Source organism: Aestuariivita sp., assembly GCF_021404545.1.
Lineage (GTDB): Bacteria > Pseudomonadota > Alphaproteobacteria > Rhodobacterales > Rhodobacteraceae > Aestuariivita.
The window spans coordinates 79,670-103,675 of the sequence record NZ_JAAWWD010000035.1; the positions used below are offsets into that span (position 1 = coordinate 79,670).

The window sequence follows — 24,006 nt, forward strand, 5'->3', positions numbered from 1 at the left end:
GGTGAGGATGAGTATTCTGAATGAAAGCCTTGCGGATCGGGTGTCCGGTTTTGGGCAGAGGAATGAAACGGCAGAGCAGGATCTGCGTCCGCAGGACGGCAAATCCTATGTCCGGGGCCCGACCTCTCCGCCGCTGATCTATGCGACGATCCCGCAATTGCTGCGCGACGCGGTCTCGCGCTATGGCCCGCGGGACGCTGCGATCTTTTCCGAACAGAATATCCGTATGAGCTATTACGATTTGGATCGCGCGGTCGATCAGCTCGCCTCGGGCCTTTTGGCGCTGGGTCTGGCCAAGGGAGACAGGGTGGGCATCTGGTCGCCGAACCGGCAGGAATGGGTGCTGACCCAGTTCGCCACTGCGCGGATTGGCGTCATTCTGGTGAATATCAACCCCGCCTATCGTACGGTCGAGCTGGAATATGCGATCAACAAGGTTGGCTGCAAAGCCCTGATCTTGGCGCCCGCGTTCAAATCCTCCAACTATCTCGACATGATCCGCAGCCTTGCGCCTGAATTGGATCGCGATGAACCAGGCGCGCTGAATGCCGCCAAGTTGCCCAGCCTCAAAAGCGTCGTTGTGCTGGGGGACAATCCCGCGCCGGGCACGCTCAGCTTTGAAGCGCTCTGCCAGCTTGGCGGACCGGCCCAGCAATTGCGCCTGCCCGACATCGACAAGACCCTGTCGCCGGACGATGCGATCAATATCCAGTTCACCTCTGGCACGACGGGGCATCCCAAGGGCGCCACGCTCTCACATTACAACATCGTCAACAATGCGCGTTACGTGACCGACCGCATCGCCCTGACCGACGAGGATCGGCTGGCGGTTCCGGTGCCGCTCTATCATTGCTTTGGAATGGTGATGGGTGTTCTGGGCGCGGTCAGCAAAGGCGCCGCGCTTATCTTCCCGGGCGAGGCTTTCGATCCCGCCCAAACGCTTGACGTCCTGGAGCAGGAAAAATGCACTGCCCTTTACGGTGTACCGACGATGTTCGTGGCGATGCTGCAAGAGCTGGACCAGCACCCCCGTAACCTGTCGCGGATGCGCACCGGCATCATGGCAGGCGCCCCCTGCCCGGTCGAGGTGATGCGGCGGGTGACGTGCGATATGCACATGGATCAGGTCACGATCTGCTACGGGATGACGGAAACCTCGCCTGTGTCGTTTCAAAGCTTTGTCGACGATCCCACCGACAAGCGGTGCGAGACGGTCGGGCGGGTGCATCCCCACCTTGAGGTCAAGATCATCGACAGCGAAGGACGCATCGTGCCCGCAGGCGAACAGGGCGAGCTTTGCACACGCGGCTATTCGGTGATGAAGGGCTATTGGGATGACGACGAGAGAACCGCGGACAGTATCCGGGACGGATGGAAGCACACCGGCGATCTCGCCATTCTGGACGCCGAGGGGTTCTGTACGATCACAGGCCGGGTCAAGGACATGATCATTCGCGGGGGAGAGAATATCTATCCGCGCGAGATCGAAGAGTTTCTGTTCAATCATCCCGATGTCAGCGAAGTGCAGGTCTTTGGCATCCCCGACCCGAAATTCGGGGAGGAGGTCTGCGCATGGGTGATTCCGAAACCCGGCACGACGCCCAGCGCCGAAGATCTGCGCGAGTTCTGTCAGGGGCGCATCGCACATTTCAAGGTGCCTCGACATTTCCGCATTGTCGATACCTTGCCAATGACGATCACCGGCAAGCCGCAGAAATTCGTGATGCGCGATGAGATGGTCGAATATCTCTCAAGCCAAACCTGAGGGGCACCTGCCCGTTACCAAGCGTGCTCCACCCCTCTCAATGGGCGGCGTGGGGGCATGCGCGTCGGCCCGATGCCCGATCACCGCCATCTGAGCCAGACGCCGCACGACGGGCGGGCGTTCAGGCCTGTGCACTCGGGCGGGCCGCGATGCGATCGAACCAGTCTTGCGAGGCGGTATGGCCTTCGGGAATGCGCAGCTTCACGATCCGGGCGAAATCGACAAACACATAGCCTGTGAGATCGGCCAGTGAAAAGCTGTCGCCTGCCAGAAATCGGCTTTCCGACAAGCGTTCTTCGAGAAGATCGAAAAAGACGCCCAGCCGCGCCCGGCCCCGTTCGGCCAGTTCCGGGATCTGCGCATAAGGCACAGGGCCGGGCAACGCGCGATCCTTCATCGCGGGCGAGCTGTTGCGCAGCGCCTCGGCCACCGGCAATCCGCCCTGATGCTCGCAAATCGCGGTCCACATCCAGATCAGTCCGGTCTCGTCCGGGGTCCGTCCGATCAGCGGCGGTTCGGGGTGGCGCGCCTCAAGATAGGCCGCGATGCCCAGGTTTTCGGTCAGAACATTGCCGTCATCGGTCACCAGAACGGGCACCGTACCGCGCGGATTGAGCGCCAGGAACTCCGCCCCCAGATGTTCGCCCGTGCGCAGGTCGATCTGGCGGGTCTCGACCGTGATCCCCTTTTCGGCGATGAACATGCGTGCGCGGCGTGGGCTGGGCGCGGTGGCGCAATCGTAAAAGATCATTGGTTTCCCCCCTCCGGTTCAGTCCCGCCGACATGACCCGTCATAGCGCGTGAACGCAACCCGGTTCACGGCCTCAGCACCCCTGCGGCGGAAAGGACCAGCGCGCTGGGATACCACATCTCACCGCTGCCCGATTGCAACGTGCGGATGGCAAAGGCCGGATCGACACCGCGATTGATCATGTAAAGCAGATGGTCATAAACCTCTCTCTGCGTATCCTCGAAGAGCCACGCGCCCATATCGTAAGGTGTCGACCACCCCAGATTGCCGCGGTCCCGCTCAAACATCTCCGCGATGCTGGCTGCATTCAGGGTAAAGCGGTGAAATCCGATATCCGCGCCAGGTGCCAGGCTGCGCGATCGACCGGCCAGAAACATGATCGTGCATGAGCTTTCGCAGACCGTATCCACGCGGGTGTCCAACCCGCGTGCAAGAATGATCTGCGCCAGGTCACGGGCCACCCCGACAGACCCGCCATTGGATGTCATGCGGACCTCCGACACGTCAGGGTTCGCCGCGAGAAGGGCACGGAAGACCGCTATGTCCTTGGCCAGCATCTCCTGTCGGTCCGGGGCGCCATGGGTCGTGTCATAAATCAGAGCGGTGCCTTCGACCCGAACCCTTGAGTGTTTCTCGGTCGCGCTGGGGCTGGAGTGATCCGCCACGCCGGGTCCGGTGCAAAGGACCAGAGCCAGACAGGCGGACCAAAACCGCATCGCTCAGACAGCGTTTCTGAGCGCCTCGGCCAAATCGGTGCGTTCCCATGAAAAGCCGCCATCGGCCTCCGGCTCACGGCCAAAATGGCCATAGGCGGCAGTGCGCTGATAAATCGGCTTATTCAGTCCCAGATGTTCGCGAATGCCCCGCGGGCTCAGATCCATGACCTGACTGACAGCGCGTTCGATATCAACCGGCGCAATCTCTCCGGTGCCATGTGTGTCGGCATAGATCGACAGGGGCTTTGACACGCCAATGGCATAGCTGAGCTGAATGGTGCACCGGTCAGCCATGCCGGCGGCGACAACGTTCTTGGCAAGATAACGGGCCGCATAAGCGGCGGAGCGGTCAACCTTTGTCGGATCCTTGCCCGAGAACGCACCGCCGCCATGAGGGGCCGCGCCGCCATAGGTGTCCACGATGATCTTGCGCCCGGTCAGCCCCGCATCGCCGTCGGGGCCGCCGATCACGAACTTACCCGTCGGGTTCACGTGCCATTCGGTGTCCGCCGTCAGCCAGCCGTCCGGCAGCACTTCGGTGATGTAAGGCGCCACGATCTGCCGGATATCTTCAGAGGTCAAATCCTCATCCAGGTGCTGTGTCGACAGCACGACCGAGCTGATGCGCACCGGTTTTCCATTCTCATACACCACCGAGAGCTGCGACTTTGCATCCGGACCCAGGGCGGGTTCGGTGCCGTCTTTGCGCACCTCGGCGAGACGTCTCAGGATCGCGTGCGAATACTGAATCGGCGCAGGCATCAATGCAGGCGTTTCAGTCGTTGCATAGCCGAACATGATCCCCTGATCGCCGGCCCCTTCGTCTTTGTTATTGGCCGCATCCACGCCTTGGGCGATATGGGCGGATTGCTCATGCAGCAGGTTGGTGATTTCGCAGGTCCGCCAATGAAACTTGTCCTGCTCATAGCCGATGTCCCGGATACAGTCTCGCGCGATCTGGTCGATCCGGTGCATGTATTCATGCAGCTTTTCCTGATCGCTCAGGCCCACTTCACCTCCGATGACAACGCGATTTGTCGTGGCAAGGGTCTCGGCCGCGACCCGGGCCTCGGGCTCTTCGGACAAAAAGGCATCCAGGACGGCATCCGAGATGCGGTCGCATACTTTGTCGGGATGGCCCTCGGAAACGGATTCCGAGGTAAACGTATAGTTATTGCGGGCCATGAAAGTGCTCCATTGGTGTTTCCTTCCTCACGCCAGGAAGCCGTTGTGAGGGATATCCGATCCGAGTTACGCGTGGCCTGCTCTGGGGTCAATCGCTATTTGCCTGTGCGACCGGCTGAACCCCGGCCAAAGAGACTCAAACTTACCAGAATCAGGATCGCCAAGACCGGCAAATCGCCGGTGCGGGCATATAGCGAGGGCGATAACGGTCGGGGCAGTGCCGCATCAACATATCCAGCCTCACCCAGCGGAATACTGGAGATCAGTCGGCCATAAGGATCAATCATCGCCGAGATGCCGGTATTGGCCACCCGGATCATTGGCAGCCCTTGTTCGATGGCGCGCATCCGCGCCTGGGCGAGATGCTGATAGGGGCCGGAGCGGTCTCCGAACCAGGCGTCATTGGTAATCTGGATCAGAACATCGGCGCGATCCCCTGAGGATGTCGCGTGTTGCGGGAAAACGGCCTCGTAACAGATCAACGGCAGCGCTTTGCCAAGTGGCCCCAGATCCATCAGCCGCGGACCCGGTCCTGCGCTGAACCCCTGTCCCTCGCGTGCGGCAAACCCGTGCAAACCGAACCGCGCGGCCAGATCCCCAAGCGGGATGTACTCACCGAACGGCACGAGATGATGCTTGTCATAGATCTCCGCCGGGGCGCCGTCGCGCAACAGAACCGCAGCGTTATAGAGCCGCCGGTCGTCGCGGCGCTGAACACCGGCAATCACCGGAACGCCCGGCGCGGCGGCAGCGATCCGATCCAGGATCGGACCGGCATAGGCAAGAAGCGTCGGGATCGAGGTTTCGGGCCAGACGATCAGATCCGGTGCCGGTTGGACCGCCGAGAATCCCAGCTTGCGGTCGAGAAAGTCAGGGATCCTCTCGGGATCCCATTTCTGGTCCTGTGGGGCATTGGGCTGAACCAGCCGAACGGTGGCATCGCGCAAAGCGGGTTCGGGCAGCCCGATCTGCAAACCGATGCCAGCGGCAACGAAAAAGCCAACCGCCGCCGGTCCGGAAATGCGCCTCATCCACCCCCCGCTCAACAGATGACTGAAGGCCAAACCGCATAGAAGGGTGATTACGCCCAAGCCATGCGGTCCGATCCACGCCAGCATCAGGTCCGGCCCAACGCCCACCCAGATCTGCGCGACCCCGCCCCAGGGAAATCCCGTCAGCAGATAGGCGCGCGCCAGTTCCGCCAGACCGAGCATCGCAATCAATGCCAGGCCGGGCAGCCGCCGCGCGGCAAAGGCCAGACGGAATGCGCCCGCCCAGAAGAGAGCCAGCCCCGCAGCCAGCAAGACCAGCGCAAAAGGCGCCATCCAGCCATGGATCTCCGGCTCTACAAGGAACGGCTCGACTATCCACAAGAGCGCAACGCCGAAATACCCGGTACCAAAGGCCCATCCGGTAAAAAGCGCCTGTCGCCCTGTCTCTGCCCGCGCATAGAGGCCGCAGGCAATCGCAAGCGCCAGCACCGTCGCAGGCCAAAGACCGTATGGCGCCAGACCCAGCGCCCCGACCGCACCCGCGATCAGCGCCAGCCCCACGCGCCTGCGCGGCCCGGTCTGGATGATCATCCAGCCGTGCCTGCGATCCGGACCCGCAGCCGTTTGATCCGGCGCGGATCGGCATCGATGACCTCGAATTCCGGCCCATCGGGATGCACCACAACCTCACCGCGCGCAGGCACCCGGCCCGACAGCATGAAGACCAGCCCCCCGAGGGTGTCGATCTCCTCCTCGTCGACGGTGTCGTGATCGGTGAGCGACTGGCCGATTTCGCTCTCGAATTCGGTCAATGGGGTTTTGGCAAGTGCCATATAGCAGCCGGGTTTTTCCCGAACCCAGGTCTGATCCTCACCGATATCATGTTCATCCTCGATCTCGCCGATGACCTGTTCGATCAGATCCTCGATTGTTACCAGACCGTCCACACCGCCATATTCGTCGATCACGAGCGCCATGTGCCGACGCTCGGCCTGCATCTTGGTCAGGAGAACCCCGATGGGCATTGACGGCGGCACAAAAAGCAGAGGACGCAACATGCCGTCGAGATTGAACGCCTTGCCTTTGCCGTTAAAGCCGTGTGTCAGGGCAAGGTCCTTGAGATGGGCAAAGCCGATGGGCGTGTCCAGTGTTCCCTCATAGACCGGCAATCGAGACAGGCCGCTTTCGCGAAAGACATCGACCAGTTCCGTTTTGGTGATTGTGCTGGGGACCGCCACAATCTCTGCCTTGGGGATGGCCACATCTTCAATGCGCATCCGCCGCAGGTTGATCATGCCATGGGTTTGGTTTTCTACCGGGCTGGGCTCGATATTGATATTCGGCTTTTCGCTGCCGCCACTTGGACTCAAGGCACCAAGAATACGGCCCAAAAGCCCCGAGGAATTGTCCGTTTCATCGTTTTGCGCGCTGTGCGCCGCGTTAGAACTGCCTTCTTTGTCGCCCATTTGTCCTGTCCGAAAAGGGGGCAAGCCCCCGTCAATAATCCTTATATGGGTCATTTATACCCAAGCTGCCAAGTATCTGCGCCTCTGTTTCTTCCATCAAAGTGGCATCCCGGTCACGAAGATGATCATATCCCAATAGATGCAACAGACCATGAACGACCAAATGGGTGACATGGTCCGGCATGGATTTGCCAGCTTCCCGTGCTTCGGCGGCACAGGTGTCCCAGGAAATGGCGATGTCCCCAAGCGCGATCTCGCCGGTCTGAGCAGGTTGGGGCGGCCGGGGGCGGGCGCCATCAGACGGCGCGCCGCGTTCCTCGCTGGGCCAACTCAACACATTGGTGGGGACGGGTTTGTCGCGAAATTCCGTATTCAGCAGTGCGATGCGGGTATCGTCACAGGCCAGCAACGCAACCTCGGCGCAATCGGCGGCAACACCCAGATGTTCCAAGGTGGCCAAAACCGCGCGTCGGGCCAGCGGCTCCAGCGGCAGACCGGACCAACGGTCATCCTCGACAATGATTTCCAGCGGCATGGTGCGGACCTCAGTTTCGTGCAGGATCGCACCGGGCCCAAAAATATTTCTGCGACCCCTTGTTCGCGCCCCACGGCTATCCGGCGGTATCGGCGTCATACGCCTCGATAATCGCCGCGACAAGCGGATGTCTGACGACATCCTTGGCGGTGAAGTAACTGAAACTGATTCTGGGAACGGTCTTCAAAAGACGCTCTGCATCCGCAAGTCCCGACGGCACCCCGCGAGGCAGGTCGATCTGCGTCCGGTCCCCGGTAATGACCATGCGTGAACCCTCGCCGAGCCGGGTCAGAAACATCTTCATCTGCATCGTGGTGGCGTTCTGCGCTTCGTCAAGAACGACAAAGGCATTGGCAAGCGTACGACCCCGCATAAAGGCCAGCGGCGCAATTTCGATCCGCTTTTCCTCGATCAGTTTGGCCAACTGTTTGCTGGGCAGAAAATCGTTCAACGCATCGTAGAGCGGCTGCATGTATGGATCGACCTTGTCCTTCATATCCCCAGGTAGATATCCCAGCTTCTCTCCCGCCTCCACTGCCGGGCGTGACAGAATGATCCGGTCGACCGCCCCGTTGATGAACATGTTCACGCCGACCGCAACTGCCAGATAGGTCTTGCCTGTCCCCGCAGGCCCAATACCAAAGCCCAGCTCGTTCTCGAAGAGCGCGCGCACATAGGTCTTTTGTGCCTCGGTCCTGGGCTCCACCAGCTTCTTGCGGGTCTTGATCTCGACCTTGCCGCCCTGGAACATCTCAAGCTGGTCGCCGCCGCGCGGGCTCGTGGCTGTGCCCCCCATGCGTAGCTCGCGATCAATATCGCCTTGCTCGACCTCGCGGCCCTGCTCCAGCCGGGTATAGAGTGCGCCCAACACCTCTTCGGCCTGTTTTTGGGAGGTCGCATCGCCAAGAATGGCCAATTGGTTGCCCCGGCGCAGAATCTGCACCGTCAGTTTCTGCTCAAGATCGGCAAGATTGCGATCATACTCACCGCATAAATCGATCAACAGACGATTGTCAGGGAACTCTATCAGCAGCTCAGGCGCTGCTTCGGATGTGTTGGACGGGGTCAGGGCACCAATGGCCAATCTGCTCTCCTTGTCTGCTCAGATTCAAACGTGCCAAACCCGGGTCTGCCACGCAAGCGATCCGCGTTGGATTTCACGGGACTGAAACAAAAATCCGCGGCACGTGACCACGGATCAACCAAAATGGCCGCCCGCGAAACGCGGACGGCCCGGTAAGCGTTCGGAAACGATCCGATCAAATCGGATCGGGGAAGGCCGAGCCCCGCTTGAACGGTCCGGTTGCCACATTCGGCGGCGCGATGCCCGAACAGACTGGCTTCCCGAACTTGTCGAGCCGTTGCGACAGATACCCTTCGACACCATCGTCGATGATCCAATGATCGCACCCGTTGGGATCGACCCAGATGCCCGCTGTCAGTGTCGAAAGGTCCTTGCTGTCAAAGCCCCGGTCCACGGTCTTGTCGACCTTCTCTCCCAAGCATCCCGAGAGGGAGCCCGCGACCACCAGCAGAATGGCTGTTTTTGCGATATTCATGGTGCCTACCCCTTACCGGATACAGATGATTTCGACGCGACGGTTCTTGGCCATGCCAGCGGCTGTGGCATTCGATGCCGCCGGCAACCGCTCCCCATAGCCGCGCACATCAGCGATCCGCGCTCCGGTCGAGGCGGCGACCCGGGCCACCGAATTGGCCCGGTTAAAGCTCAGCCGCATGTTATAGGCGTCCGAGGCCCGGCTGTCGGTGTGACCGGTGATGATGAAGGCGGTCGCCGTGGACTGTGAAAAGAACTCCCGCAGGCGCTGCTGACCGGAGTGGCTGATGCGAAAGCTGTCCGTGGCAAAGAACTGGTCCGAGTTCATCACGCCGCAGACATCGCCCCTGCGGCACACGGGAATGCCTTGGCGGTTCACATGCGGGGTCATGTATCCCTCGACCCCGTCATCCATGACCCAGTGTTCACATCCGTCCGGATCAACCCAGATCGTCGGCACATACCGGCTGCCGATCACCCTGTTTTCATTTGAAACGGTTTGCGCCTGACCCTGGATCGGCGTGACCAAGAGCGTCACTGCGGCAATGCTGGCAGCGGCCACGGCGCTCACGAGTGCTTTGAAGCGAAACTCACTCACCTGAAACATCCTTCACTAATTTCCCCCGAAAGGGTGGGGACTCTCACAGGCAACACAGACGCAGCATGTTTAAGAGGCCCCCACCTCTATTGATTTTACGTTAAAAAATATCTGGTTACATGTGAAGGAAAAAAGACAGGGCTTTGGAGCCAATAGACGGACAATCCCCCGATTTCCGCGCCATTGTATGGTTTTACCCTCGGGACGACGCAAAAAGGTCCGTATTCTCCCATATCTTAGCCGATGAGGGCCCCTGCGAGGGAGTTCGCTTCGGACGAGATGATTCTCACCTTGGCCAAAGTGCCTGCATCGGCCGTGCAATCGGCCACATGGACCGCATGCAGGTGGTCGGACTTGCCAACCATTTGCCCCGGCAATCGACCAGGACGCTCAAAAAGCACACCAACGGTCTTGTTCACCATCTTGTCCTGCGCCGCACGTTGCTGCGTGGTCAGCAAGGCCTGCAACCGGTGCAGACGGTCGGTTTTTTCCGCTTCCGGCACCTGATCGCGCTCGGCCGCAGGGGTGCCCGGACGGGTCGAGTATTTGAACGAATAAGCAGAGCCGTATTTCACCTCTGCCACCAGATCCATTGTGGACTGGAAATCGGCCGCGGTTTCTTCGGGAAAGCCCACGATGAAATCGCCCGAGATCAGGATATCAGGGCGGGCCGCACGGATCTTTTCAATCAACCGGACATAGCTTTCCGCGGTATGGGCGCGGTTCATTCGTTTGAGGATCCTGTCCGATCCGGCCTGCACCGGCAGATGCAGATACGGCATCAGCTTGGCGCAGGTGCCATGCGCTTCGATCAGATCATCGGTCATGTCGTTGGGATGCGAGGTGGTAAAGCGGATGCGCTCCAGCCCGTCGACCTTGTCGAGTTCCCAGATAAGCTGCGCCAGCGACCAATCGGCGCCATCGGGGCCCGCCCCGTGATAGGCATTTACGTTCTGGCCCAGCAAGGTGATCTCGCGCACGCCACGCTCGACCAGATCGCGGGCCTCGGTCACAACCCGCTCTACCGGGCGGGACACCTCGGCACCGCGCGTATAAGGCACCACGCAAAACGCACAGAATTTGTCGCACCCCTCCTGCACGGTCAGAAAGGCTGTCGGGCCGCGCTTGGCCTTGGGACGGGATCTGAGATGCTCGAACTTATCTTCTTGGGGGAAATCGGTATCGAGCGCCTTCTGCCCCGCACGCGTCCTCGCTTCCAGTTCTGGCAGCCGGTGATAGCTTTGCGGCCCCACCACAAGATCGACCATCGGTTGGCGGCGCATGATCTCGGCCCCTTCGGCCTGGGCCACGCAGCCCGCTACCCCGATCTTGAGATCGGGTTTTTCGGCTTTGAGGCCCTTGAAGCGTCCCAGCTCGGAATACACCTTTTCGGCGGCCTTCTCGCGGATATGGCAGGTATTGAGCAGGATCATATCGGCATCCTCGGGCGAGGATGTCTGTTCATACCCCTGCCCGCCCAGCGCTTCGGCCATGCGTTCACTGTCATAGACATTCATCTGACAGCCATAGGTCTTGATAAACAGCTTCTTTGGCTCGGCCATGTTCCTACCAGTGGGTTAAGGGTGGTCGCGTCGGGGAATGGGCGGTTGTCTATCCGAACGTGCCGCGCCTTGCAATGCACGTGGAATTAACCGATTCTGGGCGACACGCGGAAATCCTACGTGGAGGCGATGGCGCAATGGTGGGCAAGACCTATCCGTCCCTATCCAGCTTTGTGAAAGAGGCGCCGCGCGCGCTGGCCAAGGGCCCTGTCGCCATCATTCTTGTCGAAGACGAGGTCGAGGTCGCCTCGACCCTGCGCCACCATCTCGACTGTGGCTTTGGCCCGGTGGTTGCGATCATGCCAGATGCGTTCCGCCTGCCTCTGGATGTGGCGGATAAGGTCATCCGCGTAAACCATATCGTGTCGCATCCGGATGCGGCGCGCGAGGCTATAAACCAGATCATCGCGGCCGCGCCGGGCCTCTGGATGTATTATTGCTATAACGCGGAATACCTTTTCTATCCGTTTTGCGAGACGCGCACGATCGGCGAAATGCTTACCTTTCATACCGAAGAGCGGCGCGATGCCATGCTGACTTATGTGGTCGATCTTTATGCCGACGATCTTGCCGACGTGCCGGGCGCCGTCTCGCTTGAGCGCGCGCATATGGACCGCACCGGTTACTATGCACTTGCCCGGCGCGACCCGGTCACGACCCACCCCAAGGAGCGCCAGCTGGACTTTTTCGGTGGGCTGCGCTGGCGCTATGAAGAGCATATCCCCGAGCGCAGCCGCAAGATCGACCGCATCGCACTCTTTCGCGCAAAACCGGGGCTTGAGCTGCGGGAGGATCACACCTTCTCGGATGAAGAATACAACACCTATGCCTGCCCCTGGCACAACAACCTCACAGCGGCGATCTGCTCTTTCCGGACGGCCAAAGCGCTCAAGCGCAACCCGGGCTCAGCGTCTGAGATCAGGACGTTCAAATGGCACAATTCCACGCCGTTCGAGTGGCATTCCCGGCAGCTCCTCGATCTGGGGTTGATGGAGCCGGGGCAATGGTTCTGACCGATCCTGCCACAATTCACTGACCCTTCGGAATTGCGTCTCTGAGGTCGCCCCAGGTCAGGTGGCGTCTTTCCAGTCCGTGATATCGACAAGCGCCGGTCGCATCGGGCGGTCACATGATGCCGGACGCTTTATGTATATGGATCCTGTGCGGCGCGGACGCTCGACTTGATCACAGGGCAAGGATTCACCACCTCCTTAACCCGATCTTGACGTATTTGGCCCACAGGTTGAGATGCCATGTCCGAGACTGCCAGATCAGGATGTACCGATCACCGAACACGCTGCCTTCGCAGGGCGATGATTGCGCGCGCAGGCGTGCGGTCGCTCGGTATCGCTCTGGCGGGGTTGGTGGGTATTGCACTGGTTGCTGAAACGGGATTTGTCACCGCACTGCGCAGCGGAATGTCGTCCACGCTGTCTGACCGCGCGGGAAAGACGCGAACGGTGGTGGCCGGGACCGCACCGTTCGCCTCTGCGGTGCCGATAGAGCAAACGATCCTTGACGCCGCGCCAAGCACCGTGGCCTTTGCCGAGCGTTAGGGGCGATCTTCGACCCTTGCGCGCAGGCCCGTCCCGCTTGCTCCGCAATAACAGTCGTCGTGGACAGGCTCAGGCCGTGCGCTCAGCCATCTGGCCGGGCCATTCCAAGAGGCCGCTCAGGCCCCGGTCTGGTGCAAACCCGATCCGAAGCGCAAGCCGCCACAGCGTCGCCAAGAGAGGTCATTTGATCGACACCAGCTCTATCGCGAATGTCAGGTCTTTGCCGGCCAGCGGATGATTGGCATCCAGCGTCACTTCGGTCTCGTTGAGGTCGACCACCATCACCGGCACCGCCTGGCCATCGGGGGTCTGCATCTGCAATTGCGTGCCCAGCTCCAGCGGGATCTCTGCCGGGATGTCGGCCCGGGGAACCGCTTGACGCATCGCCGGGTTGATCGGACCGTAGGCATCGGCGCAATCAATCTCCACTGTCTTGGTGTCCCCCGTCACCATTCCGGGAATGGCTTGATCCAGACCGGGGATAATCTGACCGCTGCCGACCTGGAATTCCAGCGGGTCGCGCCCCTCCGAGCTGTCAAAGACGGTGCCGTCTTGCAGGGTTCCGGTATAGTGAAGGCGCACGGTGTCGCCGGTCTTGACCTCGGTCATTAAGAAATCCGTTCGTATGATAAGGGGAAAGGAATGAGGCCGCGCCGCGCGCGGGTGCTCTGGTTCGCGAGATAACCTAGCGGGTTGGGCGCGAATGTAAACTGATCCCGCCTCTCTGCGCCCCTTTCGCACATCCGCGCCCTGTGCCAGATTGCAGCACAGACCATGACCAGCGGGGACCCATATGGCCATCACCACCTGCGTATTCGACGCCTATGGCACCCTTTTCGATGTGACCGCCGCCGCCCGGCAGGCCGCAAAGGAGCCTGACTTTCCCGCCCTGGCCGATCGCTGGGCCGATCTGGCGAACCACTGGCGGCTGAAACAGGTGCAATACACCTGGCTGCGCGCCGTGGCCGACGCGCATACCGATTTCTGGGAGGTCACGCAGAATGGTCTCGACTGGGCGCTGGAGGCAACCGGCCTCGAAGGCGATGCCACGCTGCGCAAACGGCTCTTGGCGCTGTATTGGGAATTGCAGGCCTATCCAGAAGTTCCTGCGATGCTGCGCACCCTCAAGGCGGCAGGCAAACAGACCGCGATCCTCTCCAACGGCTCACCCGATATGCTGAACGGGGCGGTGCAATCGGCCGGGATCGGCGATGTGCTGGACGATGTGCTCTCGGTCGAGAGTGTGGGCATCTTCAAACCCGATGCGCGTGTCTATGATATGGTTGGCCAACGCTTTGACTGTGCAAAGGACGAGGTGCTGTTCGTTTCCTCCAATGGCTGGGACGCGGCGGCTGCCACGGGCTATGGGTTTGTCACGGCCTGGGTGAACCGCGCGGGCGAGCCGATGGACCGCCTGCCCTGGACGCCGCTGACCGTACTGGCCGATTTGACCGATATCCCCCAAGTTGCAGGTGCCTGATGCCCCGATTTACCGCCCCTGACGGGCTGAGCCTGCATTACACCGATGATGGCGCGGGCCTGCCGGTCCTTTGCCTTTCGGGGTTGACCCGCAACACCCGCGATTTCGATTACGTGACACCGCATCTGGACGACTGTCGCCTGATCAAATTCGATTATCGCGGACGCGGCCAATCGGACTGGGCCGAGGATGCCATGACCTATACGGTCCCGGTCGAAATAGGCGATGTTCTGGCCCTGCTGGATCATCTGAGGCTGGAAAAGGTCGCCATTCTGGGCACCTCGCGCGGTGGGCTGGTGGCGTTGGGACTGGCCGCGGCGGCGCCGGAGCGCATTCTGGGCGTCGCCTTCAACGATATCGGACCGGTGATCGAGCCTGCGGGCCTCGACGTTATCGCAGTGTATCTGGGCCGCAATCCGGCCTGGAAGACACATGCGGAGGCCGCAGTGGAACTGCCCAAAGCAATGACCGGGTTCTGTAACGTGCCCGCGTCGCGATGGCTGGAGGAGATGCGGAAGCTCTACACCGAAACACCCGAGGGGCTGACCATCACCTATGACCCGCGCCTGCGCGACGCGGTACTGGCGGCAGGCGCCCAGCCCGCACCCGACCTCTGGCCACTTTTCGAGGCATTGACGGGCAAGCCATTGGCCGTGATCCGGGGCGCCAATTCCGACCTCCTGAGTGCCCAGACAGTCGCCGAGATGAAACGCCGAGCGCCCGGCCTGATCGTCGCAGAGGTGCCGGACCGCGCGCATATCCCTTACCTGGATGAGCCCGAGGCCGTTGCCGCCCTGCGCATATGGGTGGAGCAAATGGTATGAATATCGAGATGATCGAGGCAGCGGCCGACCGATTGACAGGCCACGCGCGGCGCACACCGCTGCTCAGCTCTGCGTTCCTTGACGATCTTGCCGGACGCCGGGTCTGGGTTAAACCGGAATGCCTGCAGCACACCGGCAGCTTTAAGTTCCGGGGCGGTTGGTCTGCCCTTTCGGCACTGACGCCAGAGGTGCGTGCGCGCGGCGTGATCGCGTTTTCCAGCGGCAATCACGCACAAGGTGTCGCGTTGGCGGCGCGGCGTCACGGGGTGTCGGCGGTGATCATTATGCCATCGGACGCACCCAGGATGAAGATCGACAACACCCGCGCCCTGGGAGCGGAAGTCGTTCTGTACGACCGCACCCGCGAGGATCGCGATGCCATTGGCCAAACCCTGGCCGAAGAGCGGGAGCTGACCCTTATCAAACCGTTCGACGAACCGCAGGTGATTGCCGGTCAAGGCACCACGGGGCTGGAGATTGCCGAGCAGGCCGCCGAGATGGGGGTCAGCCGCGCGGATGTTCTGGTTTGTTGCGGCGGTGGTGGTCTGACCTCCGGCATCGCGCTTGCGCTCGAGGCCAAAGCGCCCGAAATGCGCGTCCGCCCAGTGGAGCCAGAGGGGTTTGACGACGTCGCCCGCTCCCTCGTGTCCGGCCGGATCGAGCGCAACGCCACGACATCGGGCAATATCTGCGACGCGATCCTGACGCCGCACCCGGGCGAGATCACCTTTCCGATTATGCAGAGGCTCTGCGGACCCGGATTGGTCGTGACGCAGGACGAGGCATTGCGCGCCATGACGGCGGCATTCGAAAGACTCAAAGTGGTCGCCGAACCCGGCGGGGCTGTGGCTCTGGCAGCGGCCCTTTATCATCGTGACCGGATCGAGGGCGACGATGTGATCGTCACCATCTCGGGCGGGAACGTGGATGCAGCTCTGTTCAGCACGGCGCTGACCCGGTTCGGAGGACAGACCTGACCCCGCCAGACCCAGGCAGACAGTGCGCCACATCGCAGATATCATGCCCCCTGCTCAGCCAGCGCGGCAGCACACACCCCGGATCGGTCCAATCGGTTCGGAACACAAAGAGACCAAAGGAGCCCCCATGCAGATTGCCGATCTTGGAGATGTCCAGCTTCACTACCGCATTGACGGGCCCGAGGATGGCGCGCCTGTCGTCTTTGCCAATTCCCTTGGCACCGATCTGCGTCTTTGGGATCCGATCCTGCCCTATCTGCCCGATGGTTTGCGCCTGATCCGTTACGACAAGCGGGGGCATGGCCTCTCTTCCTGCCCGCCCGCGCCATATGCGATGGGCACGCTGGTGTCGGATGCCGAACGGCTGCTTGATCTGCTCAAGGTGCGCGACTGCGCGTTTGTGGGCCTCTCCATCGGGGGAATGATCGCGCAAGGTTTGGCGGTCAAACGGCTCGATCTGGTGCGTGCGCTGGTGCTGTCGAACACCGCCGCCAAGATCGGCACCAAGGACATGTGGGCCGACCGGATTGCCGCCGTGGAGGCGGGCGGGGTCGCCGCACTGGCCGATCCGGTGATGGAGCGGTGGTTCTCCCGCGCCTTCCGCGCCACGCCGGAGCTGATCTTGTGGCGCAATATGCTGGTTCGGCAGCCGGACGCTGGGTATGCGGGCTGTTCGGCGGCGATCTCAGGCACGGATTTCTACACGCCCACCAGCGGCCTGCGCCTGCCCACCTTAGGCATCGCGGGCAGCGAGGACGGCTCGACACCGCCCGATCTGGTGCGCGAAACGACTGAGCTAATCCCCGGCGCGCAATTCCACCTGATCCGCGGTGCGGGCCATCTGCCTTGCGTGGAAAAACCGCAGGACTATGCGCAGGTGCTGACCCGCTTTTTGCGCGATGTGGGACATCTCTGAGCCATGGCCGGATCCGTCTTTGACAGTGCCCTCTATGCTCGCCTCTTTCCCACGGGTGAGGTTGGGCGGCTCTTCACCGATGTGGCCGAACTGCGCGCGCTGCTCTTGGTCGAAGGGGCGTTGGCGCGGGTTCAGGGCGCACAGGGCGTGATCCCTGAGCTGAGCGCGCAGGCCATCCATCGCGCGACGATGGAGGTACAGATTGACCCTGCGGCCCTGGCCGAGGCCACGGGCCAGAACGGGGTAAGCGTACCGGGGTTGCTGGCCGCCTTTCGTGCCGAGATGAACGCGCCCGAGCATGCGCAATACGTTCATTGGGGCGCAACATCGCAAGATATCATCGACACCGGGCTGATGCTGCGCCTGCGGCAGGCCCTTGCGCTGCACGAGGCGGCATTGCGCGCGGTCTTGGGGACACTGGAGGTGCTGGCCGCCACCCATGCCGATCTGCCGATGCCCGCCCGGACCTATGGTCAGCACGCCACCCCCACGTCCTTTGGTGCCGTGGTGGCCAGTTGGGGCTGGCCCCTGCTCGACCTGCTGGGCGAGATCGAGGCGTTGCGCAACGCCTCGCTTTGGGTCTCGCTGTCGGGTGCGGCGGGCACGTCGTCGGCTTTGGGGCCAGAGGCGCACCAGACGCGCGCGGGCCTGGCCGAGGCGTTGGGACTGGGCGATCCCGGACGCAGTTGGCACAGCGACCGCGGGCCGATCTTGCGCATCGCGGGGTGGATGACGCGGCTTTCCACCGCGTTGGCCAAGATGGGCGAAGACCTCACGGCACTGGTCCAGACCGGTATCGAAGAGGTGCGTCTGGGCGGTGCAGGCACTTCCTCTACCATGCCGCAAAAACAAAACCCTGTCGCGCCCTCTGCCCTTGTCGCGCAGGCGGCACAGGTCCAGGGACACATGGCGGTGCTGACCGGCGCGGCCCCCCAGCGTTTCCAGCGGGACGGCGCGGCCTGGTTCACCGAATGGATGGTGCTGCCGCAGATCGTGCTGGGCACCGCGGCGGGGCTTGAGATCGCCAAGCCACTGGCCGCGCGCATTGCCCCGGATCCCGATAGGATGGCCGTCAATCTGGCGGGCGGGCTCGACATGATCCATGCCGAGGCGCTGAGCTTTGCGCTGACCGGATACCTGCCCCGGCCCGACGCCCAGTCGGCGACCAAGACGCTCTGCCAGGAGGCACTGGCGACCGGAACCTCACTGCGCGCCTTGGCCCAGCGGGACTGGCCGGATCTGGATGCAACAACGCTCTTTGATATTGCCAAACAGATGGGCGATGCCCCCAAAGAGGCTCGGCTTTTTGCCCAGGGCGCCGCAGACCTGCGCCGCTAGCGCCGCGCAAACAGTCTTGGCTGACGCGATCCGCCCTTGGTGCTGGCGCAGACTGCGCCTCAAAAGCGGATTCGCGCTGATTTGCCCCCAATCGGCCCTTTTGATCTGGCCTTTGCGCCCCTATAACCTGAGCTGTCCGGGACGTTGAGTCGTGGGCCAACGGAATTCTCTGGCAGGAAACTCTCTCACCATGTCATGGTTTGGCAATCTGGGCGGTCTGTTTACGGCAGACATGGCAATCGATCTGGGCACCGCGAACACGCTGGTCTATGTGAAAGGCCGGGGCGTGATCCTGTCTGAACCGTCGGTTGTGGCCTATCACGTCAAGGACGGCGCAAAAAAGGTGCTGGCGGTGGGCGAAGATGCCAAGCTGATGCTGGGCCGCACCCCGGGCAGTATCGAGGCGATCCGGCCGATGCGCGAAGGGGTGATCGCGGATTTCGACACCGCCGAGGAAATGATCAAGCATTTCATCCGCAAAGTGCATAAACGCTCGACCTTTTCCAAACCCAAGGTCATCGTCTGTGTGCCGCATGGCGCCACACCGGTCGAAAAGCGCGCCATTCGCCAGTCGGTGCTGTCGGCGGGCGCACGCAAGGCCGGCCTGATCGCCGAACCGATCGCCGCGGCCATCGGAGCCGGCATGCCGATCACCGATCCCACCGGCAACATGGTCGTCGATATCGGCGGCGGCACCACCGAGGTCGCGGTGCTGAGCCTGGGCGACATCGTCTATGCCCGCTCGATCCGGGTGGGCGGCGACCGGATGGACGAGGCGATCATCAACTATCTGCGCCGCCAGCAGAACCTGCTGATCGGGGAAAGCACGGCCGAGCGGATCAAGACCTCGATCGGGACCGCGCGGATGCCCGACGACGGGCGCGGCCAGTCGATGCAGATCCGCGGTCGCGATCTGCTCAACGGCGTGCCCAAGGAGATTGAGATCAGCCAGGCACAGGTCGCCGAGGCGCTGGCCGAACCGGTCCAGCAGATCTGCGAAGCGGTGATGACCGCGCTGGAGACGACACCGCCCGATCTGGGCGCCGATATCGTGGACCGTGGCGTGATGCTGACCGGTGGCGGAGCGCTTTTGGGCGATCTGGATCTGGCCTTGCGCGAACAGACAGGGCTGGCCGTCTCGATCGCGGATGAAAGCCTGAACTGCGTGGCCCTGGGCACCGGCAAGGCGCTGGAGTATGAAAAGCAATTGCGCCACGCGATTGACTACGACAGCTGACGCGCGCAGGCTGACCTCACACCCCTTGATCAGGAGCGCCCTTGGCCAAGGACCGTTCACAGCGCGATGAGTTTACAGGCCCCGTGAAGCGTTTGCTCCTGGGGGTACTTTTGCTGTGCCTGTTGGGGATTTTCCTGGTCTGGCGCATCGACAGCCCGCGGGTTGAACGGTTTCGCGCCCAGGTCACCGATCAGATCATGCCCAACATGGAATGGCTGATGGCGCCGGTCACCGGCACCGTCAATCTGGTGCGCAATATCCAGTCCTATCAGCGGCTGGTTGATCAGAACCGCGAGTTGCGCAGCGAATTACGCCAGATGCAGGCCTGGCGCGAGGCCGCCTTGCAACTGGAACAGGAAAATGCCCGCCTTCTGGATCTCAACAACGTGCGGCTGGATCCGCGCCTGACCTATATCACCGGCGTGGTCATCGCCGATAGCGGCTCTCCGTTCCGGCAGTCGGTGCTGCTGAATGTGGGCGCGCGGGACGGGATCATCGACGGATGGGCAGCGATGGATGGGATCGGTCTGGTGGGGCGCGTCTCGGGTGTTGGAGACAATACCTCCCGCGTGATCCTCTTGACCGATGCCACCAGCGCGGTGCCCGCCACGATCCAGCCCTCCGGCCAGACGGCCCTGGTGGGGGGCGACAACACCGCCGCCCCGGTGCTCGACTTCATCGAAAACCCCGATGCGGTGCGGCCCGGCGACCGTGTCGTCAGCTCTGGCGATGGCGGGGTGTTCCCGGCGGGTCTGTTGATCGGCCAGGTCGCCGAGGACCGTGGCGGGCGGCTCCGCGTACGGCTTTCGGCGGATTTCCAGCGACTGGAGTTTCTGCGGCTGCTGCGCCACTATGGCTCGGAACGGGTGGACGACCCCGGTGGCCTTGTGGTGCCGGACAGCCTGGCGGATCAGGCTCCCAGCGAGGGCGGTGATGGCTAGCCAGGCTTCTTCTCAGGTCTGGGCGATGCGGGCGCTCTATGCCATGCTGGCACTGGTGATCCTCTTTTGGAGCCTGTTGCCTCTGAGCACATTGCCCGCCAGCTGGGCGGGCCCCGATCTGATCCTCGCGCTGACATTTGCCTGGGCGCTCCGGCGGCCCGATTTCGTGCCCGCCCTCCTTATCGCGCTGGTCATTCTGCTGGGAGATCTCTTGTTGCAGCGCCCCCCTGGCCTGATGGCGTTCCTGGTAGTTCTGGGCGCAGAACAGCTCAAGACGCGCGCGATTGGCCTGCGCGATGCCAGCTTTGCGGGCGAATGGGCTGCCGCTAGCCTTGTTGTGATCTCGGTTGCCGCCCTCAACCGTGTCATCCTGGCCGTTCTTATGGTAGATCAGGCGCCGCTGGGGCTGACGCTCAGCCAGGCGATGCTGACGATCCTGATCTATCCGGTCATTGTGGTGATTTCGCATCTCCTCTTTGGCGTACGCAAACTGTCCCCCGGCGATGATGATGCAATTGGATCGCGGATATGAGACGCAACCCGCGCGAGCTTGAAAAGACCCATGCCGTTCTCACCCGGCGCGCGATGCTGCTGGGCGGGGCGCAATTGGCCTTTGTCGGCGCACTGGGGCTGCGCATGCGGCACCTTCAGCTCGAACAGGCCGATGAGTTCCGCCTGCTGGCCGAGGAAAACCGCATCAACATCCGGCTTATTGCGCCTGCAAGGGGCGAGATTTTCGACCGTGAAGGCCGGGTGATCGCCCATAACACACCCAGCTACCGCATCGTGATGGTGCGCGAGGATGCAGGCAATGTCGAGGAGGTGATCGGCAGGCTCAGCCAGTTGATCGAACTCGACGACGAACAGCTCAACCGCGCAATCGCCGAGATGGAGCGCAGCCCCCCCTTTCTGCCTGTGACCGTGGCCGAACAGGTGAGCTGGCAGGATGTCTCGACCGTTGCGGTGAATGCACCGGCCCTGCCCGGCGTCGCCCCGGAAGTGGGCCTGACCCGCGTCTATCCGCGCGGATCGCATTTTGCGCATGTCGTGGGCTATGTCGGTCCGGTCTCGGATTTCGATCTGTCGCGGATCGACAACCCCGATCAGCTTTTGCGGATCCCACGATTCCAGATCGGCAAGGTCGGGCTGGAGGCCAAGCAGGAAGATATGTTGCGCGGCAAGGCCGGGACGAAACGGGTAGAGGTCAACGCCGCGGGCCGGGTCATGCGTGAGCTTGACCGGCGCGAAGGCGAGGCAGGCGCCGATGTGCAACTGACTGTGGATGCCGAGCTTCAGGGCTATGTGCAGGCGCGGCTGGGCGAGCAAAGCGCAAGTGCTGTGGTGATGGATTGCGAAACCGGCGATCTTTTGGCAATCGCCTCGTCACCCAGTTATGATCCAAACAGTTTTGTACGCGGTATCTCCGTGACCGAATACAACGCGCTTTTGGAACACAGCTATCGCCCGCTGGCGTCGAAATCGGTACAGGGCATCTACCCGCCCGGGTCGACCTTTAAGATGATCACCGCCATGGCCGCACTGGAGGAAGGGCTGATCGGCCCGGACGACACCGTCTATTGCCCCGGGCATCTGGAAGTATCTGGGCGCCGGTTTCACTGCTGGAAACGCGCGGGCCATGGCTGGGTCGATCTGCAAAACTCGCTCAAGCAGAGCTGTGATGTCTATTACTATGATCTCGCGCTCAAAGTCGGCCAGGACAAGATCGCGGCGATGTCCCAACGGTTTGGCCTGGCTGTGCGCCACGACGTACCGATGTCGGCGGTCGCACGCGGGCTGGCTCCGGATCGGGCCTGGAAACGGCGCGTGCATGGCGAGGACTGGCTGGTGGGTGACACCGTCAACGCCTCGATCGGACAAGGGTTCATGCTCGCGTCACCCCTGCAACTGGCGGTGATGACCGCGCGGCTGGCCACCGGGCGCAGCGTTGCCCCGCGGCTGATCAAGTCGGTCAACGGGGTTGAGCAGCCCATCCGCGACGGTGAAGACATGGGGTTGAATGAAAACAACCTGCGAAAAATGCGGCGGGCGATGTATGCGGCCTCTAACGACCGGCGCGGCACAGGCTATAGCTCACGCGTGATCGACGATACCATGCGGATCGCGGGAAAGACCGGGACCAGCCAGGTTCGCAACATAACCGCAGCCGAACGGGCCAGTGGTGTGATCCGTAACGAAGATCTGCCCTGGGAACGGCGCGATCACGCGCTTTTTGTGAATTACGCTCCGGCCGAAAACCCCAAAATCGCTGTATCGGTTGTCGTCGAACATGGCGGCGGCGGGTCCACTGCGGCGGCCCCCATCGCGCGCGATATCACACTTCAGGCGCTGTTCGGCGGCCCGCCGCCTCTCGCCGCCTACCCGTCAAAGGATCGCAATCGCATCCGTGCCCAGCAAGAGCGTTTGCGCGATGCACGCCCCCTGGCCGACACCGAAGGCAGCGGCCGCGCATGAGCTATCTAGAATACACCGTCAAGTCGGTTCCGACCGGTCTGCGCAAAATCCTCTATCTGAATTGGCCCCTGGTCATTTTGCTGATCGGTGTGGCGTCTATCGGTTTTCTGATGCTCTATTCCGTGGCGGGAGGATCCTTTTCGCCCTGGGCCGAACCGCAGATGAAGCGGTTTGCCCTGGGGCTGACAGTGATGCTGGTCGTGGCGATGGTGCCGATCTGGTTCTGGCGCAACATGGCCGTAGTCGCGTATTGCGTATCGATACTGCTTTTGCTGGCGGTCGAGTTCTTTGGCGTCGTGGGCATGGGCGCGCAGCGATGGCTCGATCTGGGGTTCATGCGGCTGCAACCTTCCGAACTGATGAAGATCACGCTGATCATGCTGCTTGCGGCCTATTACGACTGGTTGCCTGCAAAACGAACCTCGCGGCCGGTCTGGGTGATGATCCCGGTGCTGATGGTTCTCTTTCCCACGTATCTGGTGTTGCGTCAGCCCGACTTGGGAACGTCGATCCTGCTTTTGACGGCGGGCGGCGGTCTGATGTTTCTGGCCGGTGTTCACTGGGCCTATTTCGCCGCTGTGATCGCCGCGGGTCTGGGGCTGGTCACGACGGTCTTTCAAAGCCGCGGCACCGATTGGCAGCTTTTGCAGGACTACCAGTACCGCCGTATCGATACCTTTCTGGATCCCGCGAGCGACCCTTTGGGGGCCGGCTATCACATCACCCAATCCAAGATCGCCCTGGGGTCGGGCGGCTGGACCGGGCGGGGGTTCATGCAGGGCACCCAGTCGCGGCTGAACTTTCTGCCGGAGAAGCACACCGATTTCATCTTTACCACATTGGCCGAAGAATTCGGGTTTGTCGGCGCTGTCTCGCTTTTGGGGCTATACACGCTGATTGTCGTCTTTTGCGTCGCCACCGCCCTGGCAACGCGTGATCGGTTTTCGGCGCTGGTGACACTGGGCATCGCGCTGACCTTCTTTTTGTTCTTTGCCGTGAACATGTCGATGGTGATGGGGCTTGCCCCGGTGGTCGGCGTGCCGCTTCCGATGGTCAGCTTTGGCGGATCAGCGATGTTGGTCTTGATGGTGGCCTTTGGGCTGGTACAAAGCGCGCATATCCACCGCCCGCGATAAA

General features: G+C 62.0%; 24 protein-coding genes and 1 riboswitch. Of the genes, 13 read left to right on the forward strand and 11 right to left on the reverse strand.

Annotation, left to right across the window (positions count from 1 at the left end):
• Positions 1 to 7 precede the first annotated feature (7 nt).
• Positions 8 to 1,765 (forward strand): AMP-binding protein, encoded by a 1,758-nt coding sequence (locus HEP69_RS11230; RefSeq protein ID WP_290558618.1) that lies wholly within the window; start codon positions 8 to 10, stop codon positions 1,763 to 1,765.
• 121 nt (positions 1,766 to 1,886) lie between these two features.
• Here the strand turns inward: HEP69_RS11230 and HEP69_RS11235 are convergent, their stop codons facing one another.
• From HEP69_RS11235 to miaB, 10 genes are all read right to left on the reverse strand, one after another.
• The gene (locus HEP69_RS11235; protein ID WP_290558619.1) at positions 1,887 to 2,516 is read right to left on the reverse strand and encodes a glutathione S-transferase; all 630 of its coding nucleotides are present in this window, start codon (positions 2,514 to 2,516) and stop codon (positions 1,887 to 1,889) included.
• A 65-nt stretch (positions 2,517 to 2,581) separates the two neighbouring features.
• The gene (locus tag HEP69_RS11240) at positions 2,582 to 3,232 is read right to left on the reverse strand and encodes a hypothetical protein (RefSeq protein ID WP_290558620.1); all 651 of its coding nucleotides are present in this window, start codon (positions 3,230 to 3,232) and stop codon (positions 2,582 to 2,584) included.
• Between the two features lie 3 nt (positions 3,233 to 3,235).
• Complete coding sequence (metK, locus tag HEP69_RS11245; protein WP_290558621.1) at positions 3,236 to 4,417, reverse strand: methionine adenosyltransferase; 1,182 nt, start codon at positions 4,415 to 4,417, stop codon at positions 3,236 to 3,238.
• 5 nt (positions 4,418 to 4,422) lie between these two features.
• Positions 4,423 to 4,472: riboswitch (SAM-SAH riboswitch) on the reverse strand.
• A gap of 40 nt (positions 4,473 to 4,512) precedes the next feature.
• Positions 4,513 to 6,000 (reverse strand): apolipoprotein N-acyltransferase, encoded by a 1,488-nt coding sequence (gene lnt, locus HEP69_RS11250; protein ID WP_290558622.1) that lies wholly within the window; start codon positions 5,998 to 6,000, stop codon positions 4,513 to 4,515.
• On the reverse strand, positions 5,997 to 6,875 hold the full coding sequence (locus tag HEP69_RS11255) for a hemolysin family protein (protein ID WP_290558623.1): 879 nt from the start codon (positions 6,873 to 6,875) through the stop codon (positions 5,997 to 5,999). Before HEP69_RS11255 ends, lnt begins: the two co-directional genes overlap by 4 nt.
• Before the next feature lie 31 nt (positions 6,876 to 6,906).
• Positions 6,907 to 7,410, reverse strand: a complete 504-nt coding sequence (ybeY, locus tag HEP69_RS11260; RefSeq protein WP_290558624.1) for an rRNA maturation RNase YbeY — start codon at positions 7,408 to 7,410, stop codon at positions 6,907 to 6,909.
• A gap of 76 nt (positions 7,411 to 7,486) precedes the next feature.
• The gene (locus HEP69_RS11265; RefSeq protein WP_290558625.1) at positions 7,487 to 8,494 is read right to left on the reverse strand and encodes a PhoH family protein; all 1,008 of its coding nucleotides are present in this window, start codon (positions 8,492 to 8,494) and stop codon (positions 7,487 to 7,489) included.
• A gap of 175 nt (positions 8,495 to 8,669) precedes the next feature.
• Complete coding sequence (locus HEP69_RS11270) at positions 8,670 to 8,969, reverse strand: hypothetical protein (RefSeq protein ID WP_290558626.1); 300 nt, start codon at positions 8,967 to 8,969, stop codon at positions 8,670 to 8,672.
• Positions 8,970 to 8,981: 12 nt separating this feature from the next.
• The gene (locus HEP69_RS11275) at positions 8,982 to 9,485 is read right to left on the reverse strand and encodes an OmpA family protein (RefSeq protein ID WP_290558672.1); all 504 of its coding nucleotides are present in this window, start codon (positions 9,483 to 9,485) and stop codon (positions 8,982 to 8,984) included.
• Between the two features lie 317 nt (positions 9,486 to 9,802).
• A complete protein-coding gene (miaB, locus tag HEP69_RS11280; RefSeq protein ID WP_290558627.1) occupies positions 9,803 to 11,128 on the reverse strand; it encodes a tRNA (N6-isopentenyl adenosine(37)-C2)-methylthiotransferase MiaB in 1,326 nt (441 codons plus the stop codon).
• A 137-nt stretch (positions 11,129 to 11,265) separates the two neighbouring features.
• On the opposite strand from miaB, the gene HEP69_RS11285 reads away from it, so the two are divergent.
• Complete coding sequence (locus HEP69_RS11285; protein ID WP_290558628.1) at positions 11,266 to 12,141, forward strand: hypothetical protein; 876 nt, start codon at positions 11,266 to 11,268, stop codon at positions 12,139 to 12,141.
• 300 nt (positions 12,142 to 12,441) lie between these two features.
• Positions 12,442 to 12,684, forward strand: coding sequence for a hypothetical protein (locus HEP69_RS11290; RefSeq protein ID WP_290558629.1), 243 nt, complete (start codon positions 12,442 to 12,444; stop codon positions 12,682 to 12,684).
• 180 nt (positions 12,685 to 12,864) lie between these two features.
• On the opposite strand, the gene HEP69_RS11295 is transcribed toward HEP69_RS11290, so the two are convergent.
• Positions 12,865 to 13,293: a peptidylprolyl isomerase gene (locus HEP69_RS11295; RefSeq protein ID WP_290558630.1), complete on the reverse strand. Its 429-nt coding sequence runs from the start codon at positions 13,291 to 13,293 to the stop codon at positions 12,865 to 12,867.
• Positions 13,294 to 13,477: 184 nt separating this feature from the next.
• Between HEP69_RS11295 and HEP69_RS11300 the strand changes: the two genes are divergently transcribed.
• The 10 genes from HEP69_RS11300 (at position 13,478) to rodA (ending at position 24,005) form a co-directional block, all read left to right on the forward strand.
• Positions 13,478 to 14,164: a haloacid dehalogenase type II gene (locus tag HEP69_RS11300; protein ID WP_290558631.1), complete on the forward strand. Its 687-nt coding sequence runs from the start codon at positions 13,478 to 13,480 to the stop codon at positions 14,162 to 14,164.
• Complete coding sequence (locus HEP69_RS11305; RefSeq protein WP_290558632.1) at positions 14,164 to 14,988, forward strand: alpha/beta hydrolase; 825 nt, start codon at positions 14,164 to 14,166, stop codon at positions 14,986 to 14,988. Before HEP69_RS11300 ends, HEP69_RS11305 begins: the two co-directional genes overlap by 1 nt.
• Positions 14,985 to 15,965 (forward strand): threonine/serine dehydratase, encoded by a 981-nt coding sequence (locus HEP69_RS11310; RefSeq protein WP_290558633.1) that lies wholly within the window; start codon positions 14,985 to 14,987, stop codon positions 15,963 to 15,965. The genes HEP69_RS11305 and HEP69_RS11310 overlap by 4 nt, the downstream gene beginning before the upstream one ends.
• Positions 15,966 to 16,092: 127 nt before the next feature.
• The gene (gene pcaD, locus HEP69_RS11315) at positions 16,093 to 16,881 is read left to right on the forward strand and encodes a 3-oxoadipate enol-lactonase (protein WP_290558634.1); all 789 of its coding nucleotides are present in this window, start codon (positions 16,093 to 16,095) and stop codon (positions 16,879 to 16,881) included.
• Between the two features lie 3 nt (positions 16,882 to 16,884).
• Positions 16,885 to 18,219 carry a lyase family protein gene (locus HEP69_RS11320; RefSeq protein WP_290558635.1) on the forward strand — a complete coding sequence of 445 codons (1,335 nt, stop codon included), beginning with the start codon at positions 16,885 to 16,887 and terminating at the stop codon, positions 18,217 to 18,219.
• 190 nt (positions 18,220 to 18,409) lie between these two features.
• Positions 18,410 to 19,456 carry a rod shape-determining protein gene (locus HEP69_RS11325; protein ID WP_290558636.1) on the forward strand — a complete coding sequence of 349 codons (1,047 nt, stop codon included), beginning with the start codon at positions 18,410 to 18,412 and terminating at the stop codon, positions 19,454 to 19,456.
• Between the two features lie 41 nt (positions 19,457 to 19,497).
• On the forward strand, positions 19,498 to 20,397 hold the full coding sequence (mreC, locus tag HEP69_RS11330) for a rod shape-determining protein MreC (RefSeq protein WP_290558637.1): 900 nt from the start codon (positions 19,498 to 19,500) through the stop codon (positions 20,395 to 20,397).
• On the forward strand, positions 20,390 to 20,929 hold the full coding sequence (locus HEP69_RS11335) for a rod shape-determining protein MreD (RefSeq protein ID WP_290558638.1): 540 nt from the start codon (positions 20,390 to 20,392) through the stop codon (positions 20,927 to 20,929). The genes mreC and HEP69_RS11335 overlap by 8 nt, the downstream gene beginning before the upstream one ends.
• Positions 20,926 to 22,869 (forward strand): penicillin-binding protein 2, encoded by a 1,944-nt coding sequence (gene mrdA / locus HEP69_RS11340; protein WP_290558639.1) that lies wholly within the window; start codon positions 20,926 to 20,928, stop codon positions 22,867 to 22,869. Before HEP69_RS11335 ends, mrdA begins: the two co-directional genes overlap by 4 nt.
• Entirely contained in the window at positions 22,866 to 24,005 is a 1,140-nt protein-coding gene (gene rodA / locus HEP69_RS11345; protein WP_290558640.1) for a rod shape-determining protein RodA, read from the forward strand. The genes mrdA and rodA overlap by 4 nt, the downstream gene beginning before the upstream one ends.
• Position 24,006: the final 1 nt, after the last annotated feature.

Coding starts and splice junctions, on each gene's coding strand:
- HEP69_RS11230 (WP_290558618.1), top strand. CDS start 8: ATGAGTATTCTGAATGAAAGCCTTGCGGATCGGGTGTCCGGTTTTGGG.
- HEP69_RS11235 (WP_290558619.1), bottom strand. CDS start 2,516: ATGATCTTTTACGATTGCGCCACCGCGCCCAGCCCACGCCGCGCACGC.
- HEP69_RS11240 (WP_290558620.1), bottom strand. CDS start 3,232: ATGCGGTTTTGGTCCGCCTGTCTGGCTCTGGTCCTTTGCACCGGACCC.
- metK (WP_290558621.1), bottom strand. CDS start 4,417: ATGGCCCGCAATAACTATACGTTTACCTCGGAATCCGTTTCCGAGGGC.
- lnt (WP_290558622.1), bottom strand. CDS start 6,000: ATGATCATCCAGACCGGGCCGCGCAGGCGCGTGGGGCTGGCGCTGATC.
- HEP69_RS11255 (WP_290558623.1), bottom strand. CDS start 6,875: ATGGGCGACAAAGAAGGCAGTTCTAACGCGGCGCACAGCGCGCAAAAC.
- ybeY (WP_290558624.1), bottom strand. CDS start 7,410: ATGCCGCTGGAAATCATTGTCGAGGATGACCGTTGGTCCGGTCTGCCG.
- HEP69_RS11270 (WP_290558626.1), bottom strand. CDS start 8,969: ATGAATATCGCAAAAACAGCCATTCTGCTGGTGGTCGCGGGCTCCCTC.
- miaB (WP_290558627.1), bottom strand. CDS start 11,128: ATGGCCGAGCCAAAGAAGCTGTTTATCAAGACCTATGGCTGTCAGATG.
- HEP69_RS11285 (WP_290558628.1), top strand. CDS start 11,266: ATGGTGGGCAAGACCTATCCGTCCCTATCCAGCTTTGTGAAAGAGGCG.
- HEP69_RS11290 (WP_290558629.1), top strand. CDS start 12,442: ATGATTGCGCGCGCAGGCGTGCGGTCGCTCGGTATCGCTCTGGCGGGG.
- HEP69_RS11295 (WP_290558630.1), bottom strand. CDS start 13,293: ATGACCGAGGTCAAGACCGGCGACACCGTGCGCCTTCACTATACCGGA.
- HEP69_RS11300 (WP_290558631.1), top strand. CDS start 13,478: ATGGCCATCACCACCTGCGTATTCGACGCCTATGGCACCCTTTTCGAT.
- HEP69_RS11305 (WP_290558632.1), top strand. CDS start 14,164: ATGCCCCGATTTACCGCCCCTGACGGGCTGAGCCTGCATTACACCGAT.
- HEP69_RS11310 (WP_290558633.1), top strand. CDS start 14,985: ATGAATATCGAGATGATCGAGGCAGCGGCCGACCGATTGACAGGCCAC.
- pcaD (WP_290558634.1), top strand. CDS start 16,093: ATGCAGATTGCCGATCTTGGAGATGTCCAGCTTCACTACCGCATTGAC.
- HEP69_RS11320 (WP_290558635.1), top strand. CDS start 16,885: ATGGCCGGATCCGTCTTTGACAGTGCCCTCTATGCTCGCCTCTTTCCC.
- HEP69_RS11325 (WP_290558636.1), top strand. CDS start 18,410: ATGTCATGGTTTGGCAATCTGGGCGGTCTGTTTACGGCAGACATGGCA.
- HEP69_RS11335 (WP_290558638.1), top strand. CDS start 20,390: ATGGCTAGCCAGGCTTCTTCTCAGGTCTGGGCGATGCGGGCGCTCTAT.
- mrdA (WP_290558639.1), top strand. CDS start 20,926: ATGAGACGCAACCCGCGCGAGCTTGAAAAGACCCATGCCGTTCTCACC.
- rodA (WP_290558640.1), top strand. CDS start 22,866: ATGAGCTATCTAGAATACACCGTCAAGTCGGTTCCGACCGGTCTGCGC.